Genomic DNA, 6,868 nt, shown 5'->3' on the forward strand with positions numbered 1-6,868 from the left:
TTTGATTTTAGTCCAGTATGAGAATTCGATGACAGCATTGAAACGGTTAAGGAATTCTGGACGGAAGTAAGGTTTCAAACGATCCATCAATTCTGGTTTATCCGCATCTTCTGTCAAGTTGGCTTCATAGCCAAATCCAGCATTTGAGGTCGCAATAATGACAGTGTTCTTGAAGTTTACTGTATTTCCTTGACCATCTGTCAAACGACCATCATCTAGAACTTGGAGGAGAAGGGTAATAACTTGAGGGTCAGCCTTTTCAATTTCATCCAAGAGAATGATAGAGTATGGATTGCGACGAACACGTTCTGTTAAGGTATTGCTATTGTCATCATAACCCACATAGCCTGCTGTTGTACCAATTAGCTTAGAAACAGCTGTACGGTCACTGTATTCAGACATATCCAAACGGATAATCGCATCCTGGGTTCCAAACATATCGAGTGCCAATTGCTTAGCAAGCTCCGTCTTACCAACCCCAGTAGACCCTACAAAGAGGAAGCTGCCGATTGGGCGATTTCCTTCATCAAAACCAGCACGGTTACGACGGATAGCACGAGCTACAGCTTCTACGGCCTTATCTTGACCAATCACCTTGTCTTGCAAGCGATGGGCCATATCTTTCAAACGTTCGATATCTGAAGCTCCCATTTGCGATACTGGGATACCTGTCATTCGTTCCACAGATTCAGCCACATCATTGACACTTGCAGTCACTTTCATATCTTCTGTGTGGTTTTCGATTTTCTTTTCCAATTCTGCAATGCGTGTTTTATAGTTTAGAGCTGCTTCAAAATCTTCTGCTTCAACTGCTTTTTCTTGCTTGTCTTTTTCCGTTTCGATTTCACGTTCAACAGCATGAACATCTGTTACTGGATGCTGAGCTGCCAAGTGAGCCGCCGTTACATCGACAAGGTCGATAGCCTTATCTGGCAAGCTACGTTGAGGAATGTATTGAACAGAATAATCCACCGCTGCTTTCAAAACTTCGTCTGGCAAGATGACATTGTGGTGTTGCTGATAGAGGTCACGAATTCCTTGAAGAATTTTATATGTATCCTCTGCTGAAGGAGCATTGACCTTGACTTCGTTGAACCGACGAGCAAGAGCTGCATTCTTCAAGATAGTGTTACGGTATTCATCTTGAGTCGTTGCCCCAATCACTGTCAATTCTCCACGAGAGAGAGCTGGCTTAAGAATGTCTGCAAGCCCTTTAGAACCACTGTCTCCACCAGTGCTACCTGCACCGAGGATTTGGTGAATTTCATCAAAGAAGAGAATAATATTCCCTGCTTCTTTCACTTCATTGACTAGGTTTTGAACGTTTTCTTCAAAACTACCACGGTATTGAGTACCAGCCTCAAGACCAGAGATGTCAATTGAAATAATTTCCTTATTCTTGATAGCAGCTGGGACATCGCCGTTCACAATGGCTTGCGCTAAGCCTTCGACAACTGCTGTCTTACCAACACCTGCATCTCCGACCAAAACAGGATTGTTCTTGGTACGACGTGAAAGAATTTCAGATGTTTCTTGAATTTCCTTGTTTCGTCCGATAACAGGATCCAACTTGCCCTCACGCGCTTCTGCTGTCAAGTTACGACCTAGTTTAGCAAGGACACCATCTTGTTTCATACCTGAAGCCTGTTGTGGCATTTGTACATCAGCTTCTGCATTTCCTGGTAATTGACCAGTCGCACGATAGTGAGCAAATTCCTCAGGTGTCACTTCACGTCCATTAATCAAGTAACGACGATTTTCAGAACTGTATCCTCGCATACCACCCATCAATTGGTTAAATAAATCATCCATGTTGTTAAAATTATTAAAGTTGTTATTCATATTCTTTACCTCTTTTTGTTATTTATTATTACTGATATTGACTATCTTTGACCTTTGTTTTAAAAAATTTAGACTAGCTAGATTGCCACTCTAGGTACTATTTCTGGTTTTTCTTTTTCAAGCAGGAGTAGACTATCTTTACTTCTGAAGATTTCTAGATTAAACATAGACCCCACCTCTTTCTATTTTACTTTAAACAAGTGTTCTAGTAAGGCTTTCATTTACCTTACGTTCATAATATACTACATTAGTCAGAAAAGGTCAAGGATTTTGACTTTAATTGACCAATATTTTTTAAAAAGCAAAAACACCCCGAAACATCAGGGTGCCATTCTTACATCAAATATAAAATTGCTAGGGTCAGGAGACTTGCTAGAAGCCCCACTCCCCAAAAGAAGAAGTCAACCTTCCACTCGCTCCAAGGATTTCCTTTACCAGACAATCCTCCAAGCTCAAAATGGTGATGGACAGGCGTCATACGGAAAATACGTTTACCACCTGTCAGTTTAAAATAGCTGACTTGCATCATGACCGAAGTTGTTTCAAAAACATACACAATTCCGATAATCAAGAGAGTCCATTCTTGGTGGAGAGCCATAGAGATAGCTGCCAGCATTCCACCTAAAGCCAAACTTCCCACATCACCCATAAAGACCTTGGCAGGCTTATGGTTAAAGATGAAGAAACCGAGCAAACCACCAATCATAGCAAGAATCACTAGAAGGATGTCCATCTGACCTTGCACATAGGCAATAACTCCATAGGCAGACAAACTAATCACAACGGAAATACTAGCTAGACCGTCAATACCGTCTGTCAAGTTGACTGCATTTGAAAAACCGACTAGCCAGAAAAGGGCGAAGAAAATATAGAAAATCCCCAGATGCACTTGGTAACCAAAGACTGAAAGCATATCGCCCCCACGCTCATAGAAAAGATAGAAGATAACTCCACCTAGAAGCTGAAGAGCCAATTTTTGCTTAGGATTCAGCCCCTCATTGATTTTGCGAAAAACCTTGAGAAAGTCATCTAAAAATCCGACCAAGCCATACAAGACCAAGATGAACAAAATCATTCCCACATTATTGCTGAATTGGCTACTAAATAGGGCGAAAAAGAAAGCAAGCAAAACAGAAGTAATTAAGAAAACCAAACCTCCCATTGTAGGAGTCCCAGCTTTTGCCTGATGCTGTTTGACATCCTCATGCATCTGCTGGCCTGTAATTTGCGCCTTTCTATAAAATTGGATAAAGGCCGGAATTCCTACTACAGTTAGTAAAAATGTCACAATTCCAGCACTGATGGAAATAAACATATTAGTCTCCTAAAGTTAATGTAATTTTTTTAATATCCTTGATAGCTGTGTTAGCTCGAACATCTTGCTTCTGCACAGTAGAGCCCGAACCTTCAAATGCAAGTTCTATATTGAGCCACTTAGCAAAGGTCTCAGCAGTCTCCTTTGTCCAACCATACATGTCTGGAACTTCCTCTGCTTTATCAGATAAGATCAGGACTTGCTGATTCGGGGCAAGATTCTTCCCTTCTTCAGCAGAACTGTTTTTAATCTTCGTTCCTGTTCCCACAACAATAGGTTGTACAAGATTGCGACGCAATTCTTCTGCTAAATCACCAGGTGAAATATCCTTGACACTAGGCATATGATAAGGACTTTGTTGACTTACTTGCTCCAAAGCTTTAGCTGTTGTTTGAAGATTGAGAGAGTCTTTCATAGCTGAAGCCCGCTCCAAGATAGGATTGGCAAATTCTCCCAACTGAATACCTGAATAATGTTCAGGTTGTTGGACCGTCACATACAAGATAAAATCAGGATTTTCAGCCGGATTCATCGATACAGCCGAGAAAATATAGTTAGTTAACCCAACTAGATAACCACCATTTTTCTCGTCAGCAATCTGAGCCGTACCAGACTTGAGGGCTACATTTTGCCCAGGAACAGTTACAGTTGGCTTGCCTGTGCTGTGGTTATACATGGTTCCATAAACCGGATCCGTCCCTACCAAAACCATGTTAGTCCGAGTTAGACTAGCTGCATCTTTAGAAACAGGATTTCCCACAATTTCTTTTTGAGATTTCCGAGCAGTTTGATCATTTGGATCATAAATGGCACTAATAAATTTAGGCTCCAGCATGACACCGTCATTAGCAATAGCTGTAAAGGCACGAATCATTTGCGTCTGGGTCACTGAAATCCCTTGCCCAAATGAGCTTTGCGCAATGTTAACGATATTATCCGCAGGAAGTTGCCCAGCATACTCATCCGTCAAACCGAAACGGGTCGGAACACCAAATTTAAAACGATTAAGATAATCAAGCCAGGTAGCATCTCCCATCTTTTGCTCAAGGAGGGTCATCCCCACGTTACTTGAGTGTGCAAAACCTTGAGAAAAAGTCATCATTCTGCCACCAGTCAATCCTTCATTGACGTCCCAATCTCGAATCGTGGCATCTGCAATTTTTAACTCACTACTATTGAAGACTTCTCCTCCTGGAAAGGTATTATTATCAATAGCAGCAGCCAACATCATCACTTTCATAGTGGAACCTGGCTCATAGTTACTTTGATAAAGAATATCACGCCAGACAAAGTCCTTAGTGATTCCTTCCTTAGTATCGGCATCAAAGGTTGGTCGTTGCGTTGTTGCCAGAATTTCCCCTGTTTTAGCACTGACCAAAGTCGCTGTCATGTACTTTCCTTTTACCTTCTCTTGAAAAGCATCCATCTGGGTTTCCATAAAGGACTGGAGAGGGCTGGAAATGGTTGTATAAACATCCTTGCCATCTACCGTTTGTTGGGAAACTTGTTCTGTTCCAGGTACAATATTACCCAGACGATCCTTTTCATAGGTAATAATGCCGTCTGTCCCTGCAAGAATACTGTTCAAGGAACTCTCCATTCCAGAGGTTCCCAGCAAGCTCTTGCTTCCATCTTCATTTTCATGGAGCTGAGCTAATCCGATAAAACTAGAAGCAAATTGTCCGTTTGGGTAACTACGATTGGGACTGGTTGTAAAATCAATCCCCTTGACCTCTGCAGTTTCCAACTCTTTTTTGATAGACATCATATTGGCATAGGTAATCCCATTGCCCTTCGAACCAAAGGAAACTTGCTTGAGATTAGGTTGCGAGAGTTGCTCTCTTACATAGGATTCTTCCATGTCCAGATACTTATGAAAGACCTCTGCAACCTTGTTAAATTGTGTTTTTTCTACGTAAAGAATCTTACCCGTTGCTGACTTATAGTTCTCATCAATAACCGCATAGACATTATAAGATGTCGCATCCTCAGCAATAGGGACTCCATTTCGGTCATAAATAGTCCCACGTTTGGCAGGAACTGTACGGGTGGTTTGATGAACCTTCTTAGCTTCCCTCGCTAAATCTGTTCCAAAGCGAGTGCCCGTCCCAATAATGACCGCAAAATTGACTAAAAAAACGGCAAAAACAAAGACAGATAATAAACTCAGACTTTTTCCAACTCTGCGTCTGTTTTCAGCCGGCGATTTCCGATTTTTCGTCGCATAACGGATTACTCTTTTTGTCCACTTCATATCTTACTCCGCTATTCGAATATTTTCATTGTTTAATTGCAAATCGTGTGAATTGGCAATCTCTTTCAAACGTTCTGCACGTAATAGTTCATTGACCTCTTGCTTGGCATCGTCCAATTCGGTCTTCTTTTCTTCTATCTGCGCATTGATTTTTGTCAAATCATTCTGCACTTGCAAGAGCTTGGTCTGCATAAAAATAATACTAATGGCTACAATAAGAGTGGTTACAGCAATGGAAAAGTAAAAAGCTTTTTCCACACGCGAAAACCGTTTAAGTTGCATCTGTAGTATTTGACCTGTTTTTTCCATTCTTTCTGCCATCATTTTTCCTCTTACTTGTGAATTTTTCTGGCCACGCGCAACTTGGCTGAGTGCGAGCGGTTATTGGCTTCTAATTCTTCTGCACTTGGCAAGATTGGCTTACGGGATACCAATTCCATCTTGGGCTTGAGATCATCTGGGATGAAAGGCAAACCTTTTGGAACTTCAACTGTTGAAGCTTCCTTAAACAATTGCTTGGTCAAGCGGTCTTCCAAGGAATGAAAGGTAATCACTGAAATTCTACCATCCAGAGTCAACATATCCATAGACTGCTGGATGGACTCATCTGCCGCTCCCAGTTCATCATTGACTTCAATTCGAATAGCCTGGAAAATCTGCTTAGCAGGATGCCCCTTCTTCTTGAGTTCCTTGGCAGGTTTGACCAACTTGATAATCTCTGCTAACTCAGTCGTTGTCTCAATCGGCTTCACTTCACGCGCTTGCTCAATCTTACGCGCAATCTGTTTAGAGAATTTATCCTCACCGTATTTGAAGAAAATACGAACCAAATCATGATAGTCATAATGATTAACCACTTCATAGGCTGTCAGACTAGCATCCTGATTCATCCGCATGTCCAGTGGCGCATCCTTTTTATAAGAAAAACCACGCTCACGCTGGTCCAATTGAGGACTAGACACTCCCAAGTCATAACAAATTCCATCAATTTCCTGAACACCAGCTTCGCGCAAACGTGCCTGTAAATGACGGAAGTTATCCTTGATAAAGGTCACCATTCCCTTCTCAATGTAAGGTGCCAAGCGTTTTTGCGCATTGTCAATGGCATTCTGATCCTGGTCAAAGGCATAGAGATGGCCTTTTTCACTTAATTTACTTAATAAATACTCGCTATGGCCTGCTCCACCCAAAGTCGCATCAACGTAGATACCGTCGGGCTTTACGTCAAGCATATCAATCGTTTCATGGAGTAAGACCGTTACATGATGAAATTCTTTTGTCATATCTTATCTATTTTACCACAAATCCGACCAGCTTGCACTAGTCAGACAAATCAGACAAGGAGGCCAAATTTCAAGTTCAAGTTAGCCATGAAGAAGTCTTCTCTGGGTGATTTGTAGTTCAAGCATTTTTTAGGATAGTTATTAATCCAATTTTAGATGAATGCGACTTCTTTG

General features: G+C 41.5%; 5 protein-coding genes and 1 pseudogene. All 6 read right to left on the reverse strand.

What is annotated here, in order from left to right:
• The coding region (locus HT708_RS09065; RefSeq protein WP_172926284.1) for an ATP-dependent Clp protease ATP-binding subunit at window positions 1–1,842 on the reverse strand (1,842 nt) is incomplete at its 3' end.
• A gap of 334 nt (window positions 1,843–2,176) precedes the next feature.
• Complete coding sequence (gene mraY / locus HT708_RS09070) at window positions 2,177–3,157, reverse strand: phospho-N-acetylmuramoyl-pentapeptide-transferase (protein ID WP_138700695.1); 981 nt, start codon at window positions 3,155–3,157, stop codon at window positions 2,177–2,179.
• Between the two features lies 1 nt (window position 3,158).
• Window positions 3,159–5,411 (reverse strand): penicillin-binding protein 2X, encoded by a 2,253-nt coding sequence (pbp2X, locus tag HT708_RS09075; RefSeq protein ID WP_172926285.1) that lies wholly within the window; start codon window positions 5,409–5,411, stop codon window positions 3,159–3,161.
• Between the two features lie 3 nt (window positions 5,412–5,414).
• Window positions 5,415–5,732 (reverse strand): cell division protein FtsL, encoded by a 318-nt coding sequence (gene ftsL, locus HT708_RS09080; protein ID WP_000840840.1) that lies wholly within the window; start codon window positions 5,730–5,732, stop codon window positions 5,415–5,417.
• Window positions 5,733–5,743: 11 nt separating this feature from the next.
• Window positions 5,744–6,694: a 16S rRNA (cytosine(1402)-N(4))-methyltransferase RsmH gene (rsmH, locus tag HT708_RS09085; protein ID WP_172925156.1), complete on the reverse strand. Its 951-nt coding sequence runs from the start codon at window positions 6,692–6,694 to the stop codon at window positions 5,744–5,746.
• Window positions 6,695–6,744: 50 nt separating this feature from the next.
• A pseudogene (locus tag HT708_RS09090) lies at window positions 6,745–6,868 on the reverse strand (IS30 family transposase); the annotation flags it as partial.

The organism is Streptococcus sp. 3613 (assembly GCF_013277375.1).
In the GTDB taxonomy this organism is placed as follows: Bacteria; Bacillota; Bacilli; order Lactobacillales; family Streptococcaceae; genus Streptococcus; species Streptococcus pseudopneumoniae.

Excerpts from the sequence above, each read along its gene's own strand:
- ftsL (WP_000840840.1), bottom strand. The coding sequence starts at position 5,732 with ATGGCAGAAAGAATGGAAAAAACAGGTCAAATACTACAGATGCAACTT.
- mraY (WP_138700695.1), bottom strand. The coding sequence starts at position 3,157 with ATGTTTATTTCCATCAGTGCTGGAATTGTGACATTTTTACTAACTGTA.
- rsmH (WP_172925156.1), bottom strand. The coding sequence starts at position 6,694 with ATGACAAAAGAATTTCATCATGTAACGGTCTTACTCCATGAAACGATT.
- pbp2X (WP_172926285.1), bottom strand. The coding sequence starts at position 5,411 with ATGAAGTGGACAAAAAGAGTAATCCGTTATGCGACGAAAAATCGGAAA.